Genomic DNA, 3,812 nt, shown 5'->3' on the forward strand with positions numbered 1-3,812 from the left:
GCCCGGCCACGGCGGCTCCGCCGCCGGACTCCTGCCGGGCGACGGCGCGGCCACCGTCGCCGACCTGGCGGCGCTCGTTCTGCGGCTCGCCGACGACCGGGGCTGGGACCGCTTCGCCTACGCCGGGATCTCCCTCGGCGGCGCCGTCGGCCTGCACCTCGCCGTCCACCACCCGGACCGCGTCGCGGCGCTCGCCCTGCTGTGCTCCTCCGCCGTCTTCGGCGACGCCGCCGCCTGGCACGAGCGGGCCGCGAGCGTACGGGCGGAGGGCACCGGACACCTTGTCGGCCCCAGCGCCGGACGCTGGTTCAGCCGCCCCTCGACGGCCGCCGGGCCGCTCGGCACGGGGCTCCTCGACGATCTGCGCACGGCCGACCCCGCCGGGTACGCGGCCTGCTGCGACGCCCTGGCCGCGTACGACCTCCGCGCCGAACTGCACCGCGTCACCGCCCCGACCCTGGTCCTCGCGGGCCGGGACGACCAGGCCACACCGCCCTCCCACGCCCGCGAACTCGCCGACGGCATCCCCGGCGCGAGCCTCCTGGAGATCGCGCACGCCGGTCACCTCGCGGGCCTCGAACGGCCCCGGACCGTATCGGCGGCCCTACGGGCCCACTTCGCGCCCACGGCGGACTGTGAGCGAATGGAGGGGAGCTGATGCGCACCACCGTCGGAATCATCGGCGCCGGGCCCGCAGGGCTGCTGCTCGCCCGGCTACTGCACCGTGTCGGCATCGACAGCGTCGTCCTGGAGAGCCGCGACCGCGCCTACGCCGAGCACCGCCAGCGCGCCGGAGTCCTGGAGCAGGGCACCGTGGACGTCCTGCGCGCGTGCGGCGCGGGGGAGCGGATGGACCGTCAGGGGCTGGTCCACCACGGCATCGAGCTCCGTTTCGGCCGCCGGGCGCACCGGATCGACTTCCCCTCGCTCACCGGCGGCCGCAGCGTCATGATCTACGCGCAGACCGAGGTGGTGAAGGACCTGATCGCCCTTCAGTTCGCCGACGGGGGGCCGCTGCTCTTCGGGGCGCGGGCGCTGTCCGTCGAAGGGGCCGACACCGAACGGCCCGTCGTCCGCTACCTGCGCGGCGGCCGCGAGCAGACGCTGGAGTGCGATTACGTCGTCGGCTGCGACGGCTTCCACGGCATCGCGCGGAACGCCGTGCCCGAGCGCGTACGCCGGACGTACGAGCGGATATACCCGTACTCCTGGCTGGGAGTCCTCGCCGACGTGCCGCCCTCCTGCGAGGAGCTGATCTACGCGCACTCGGAGCGCGGCTTCGCGCTGCACAGCATGCGGTCTCCCAGCGTCAGCCGGCTCTACCTCCAGGTGCCGAGCGGCGACGACGCGGACGCGTGGCCCGACGAACGGATCTGGGACGAGCTCGACGCCCGCTTCGCCATCGAGGGGGAGTGGCGGCTGGAGAGGGGCCCGATCGCCGCCAAGTCCGTGTTGCCGATGCGGAGTTGGGTCACCGAGCCGATGCGCTACGGTCGGTTGACGCTGGCCGGTGACGCCGCGCACATCGTGCCGCCCACCGGCGCCAAGGGGCTCAACCTGGCTGTCGGCGATGTCGTCGTGCTCGCCCGCGCGCTGGCCGAGCTGAAGGAGACCGGTTCCGCCGCGGCGCTGGACGCCTACTCGGACACCCGTCTGCGCCGGGTGTGGCGGGCCGAGCACTTCTCGTACTTCATGACCACCACCCTGCACACGGAGCCCGGCCAGTCCCCGTTCACCACGCGCCTCCAGCTCGCGCAGCTCGACCGCATCGCCTCGTCCACGACCGCCGCCGCCGAACTCGCGGAGAACTACACGGGGTTGCCCTTCGGCTGAGCGAGCTGGAGCAGCGTCTCGGCGGTGGACCGGGCGCGCCGGGCCGCCTCGGGCGATCCGGAGATGGCTGCGGTGGTGATCGCGCCCTCCGCGAGCAGCGCGAGCTGCCCGGCCAGCTCGGGCGGGCCTCCGGCGTCGGCGGCGAGCTCCGCCAGATAGCGGTGGAAGGCGTCCTTGTGCTCGCGGGCCGCGGCGGCGACGGCGGGGGAGACCGCGCCGAGTTCGCCGAAGGAGTTGATGAACGCGCAGCCGCGGAAGCCGGGCCCGGCGAACCAGTCGTGCAGCCAGTCGAAGACGGCCAGCACCCGCGGCCGCGGGCCGGTCCGCTCGGACACGTACGCGGCCAGCGACTGGCGCCACCGGGTGTCGCGCCGCCGCAGATACGCCTCGACCAGGTCGGCCTTGGAAGGGAACAGCTGGTAGAGGCGCTTGAGCGAGACGCCCGACGCGGACCGGAGCTCGTCCATACCCACCGCCTGCACCCCGCGTCCGTAGAAGAGCTCCTCGGCCGCGTCGAGCAGCCGGTTCCGGGCGATGTCGGGATCCACAGCAGACCTGCCTTGCGGGAGAGCGCGGGGGAGCGCAGGAGGGCGCGGGAGGGCGCGAGAGAACAAACGTTCTCCCACTGTACCGCCCGCCGGTTATGCGGAGCCGTGAGGGCGGAGTGCGAAGAGTGTGTGAATGGTCCGCGTATGGACGGCGCACAAGGCCGAACGGCCTTCACCGAGGGCCGGGCGCCGACGCCCGGCCGACCTCGAAGGATTGCCGCGAAGGGGCCGAAAACGGGAATGAAAGAGAGTAGCTAGATCACCCCTCGGTTCGCGAGCCTATGACCGAAAGTAAGTTGACACATTCCGCCTGCGAAGTAACCATCATCTCGATGTCCGAGACGGGGGCGCATACGGACAGTGGCGAAACATGGCACCACCGCGATGCGCCGGTCATTGCTAGGAGGAGCTATCACGTCATGAACCACTCCGAAACTCCCACCGATGGGACACCGGTCACCTTTGAGAGGCCGGTGCGTACTCTGATCAGTGGCGGTCCGGGGAGCCAAGAAGCCGTTGGGGGCGGCCAGAGGCAGCTCTTTGACGCAGCTCTCCATCCATGGGGGCGCACCCCTCGCGGGGCGCGACTTCAAAGGACTCTTCAGTTCGTAGGGAACGAAACCACGGCGTGGAGGCTCTGATGGCCTTGTATTTGGCCTCCTCTACGACCGTACCCGTACCGGCCGCCGGCACCCCGGTCGCCACCGTGAAGAGCCCGACCGCGACAATGGTCCGCCGGCAGCGGGGAAGTTCCCCGAATCCGGCTCTCACGACGATGGTTCCCATCGATTCTCTGTTGCCCGCCGACTCGCCCCGCACCACGGGTGAGGACGACGGGCATATTCAGGTACTGGCGGAATTGGATGCTCCACTTCCGCCCATTATCGTGCACCGTTCGACGATGCGGGTAATCGACGGAATGCACCGGCTCCGCGCCGCGCAAGTCAGCGGTGCGGAGTCCATCGAAGTCCGCTATTTCGAAGGCACCGAGGAGAACGCCTTTGTCCTCGCGGTCAAGCTGAATGTCGCCAATGGGCTGCCGCTGTCCCAGAGCGACCGCACCGCTGCCGCCGTCCGGATCCTCGGCAGCCATCCGCAGTGGTCGGACCGGCGCATCGCCGCCGCCACCGGGCTCGTCGCCAGCACCATCGCCGCGATGCGCAAGCGTTCAACCGGTGGCATCGAGCAGTTGAACGCGCGGGTCGGCCGCGACGGGCGGGCCCGCCCGCTCAACTCCGCCGCAGGGCGCCGGCGCGCCGGCCAGGTGATCGCCGACCGGCCGCAGGCCTCGCTGCGCGAGATCGCCGACGCGGCCGGGGTCGCCCCCGCCACCGCGAAGGACGTGCGCGACCGCATCCTCCAGGGCCGTGACCCCGTACCGTCCAGGCTGCGGGAGGCCGAGGCCCAGCAGGCGGCGGCCCCGGCGGAAGG

4 protein-coding genes are annotated in these 3,812 nt (G+C 71.7%); 3 read left to right on the forward strand and 1 reads right to left on the reverse strand.

Going from position 1 to position 3,812, the window contains the following annotated elements:
- Both ACFU99_RS36720 and ACFU99_RS36725 read left to right on the forward strand, forming a co-directional pair.
- Nucleotides 1–658 (forward strand): alpha/beta fold hydrolase (locus tag ACFU99_RS36720; protein ID WP_384400905.1); only part of this gene is annotated, 658 nt, incomplete at its 5' end.
- Entirely contained in the window at nucleotides 658–1,833 is a 1,176-nt protein-coding gene (locus ACFU99_RS36725; protein WP_384400907.1) for a 4-hydroxybenzoate 3-monooxygenase, read from the forward strand. The genes ACFU99_RS36720 and ACFU99_RS36725, both read left to right, overlap by 1 nt.
- Here the strand turns inward: ACFU99_RS36725 and ACFU99_RS36730 are convergent.
- Nucleotides 1,809–2,381, reverse strand: coding sequence for a TetR/AcrR family transcriptional regulator (locus ACFU99_RS36730; protein ID WP_384400910.1), 573 nt, complete (start codon nucleotides 2,379–2,381; stop codon nucleotides 1,809–1,811). The two genes, ACFU99_RS36725 and ACFU99_RS36730, sit on opposite strands and share 25 nt — an antisense overlap.
- Nucleotides 2,382–3,156: 775 nt before the next feature.
- Between ACFU99_RS36730 and ACFU99_RS36735 the strand changes: the two genes are divergently transcribed.
- A partial coding sequence (locus tag ACFU99_RS36735; protein WP_384400913.1) for a ParB/RepB/Spo0J family partition protein occupies nucleotides 3,157–3,812 on the forward strand: 656 nt, incomplete at its 3' end.

The organism is Streptomyces sp. NPDC057654, assembly GCF_042800135.1.
In the GTDB taxonomy this organism is placed as follows: domain Bacteria; phylum Actinomycetota; class Actinomycetes; order Streptomycetales; family Streptomycetaceae; genus Streptomyces.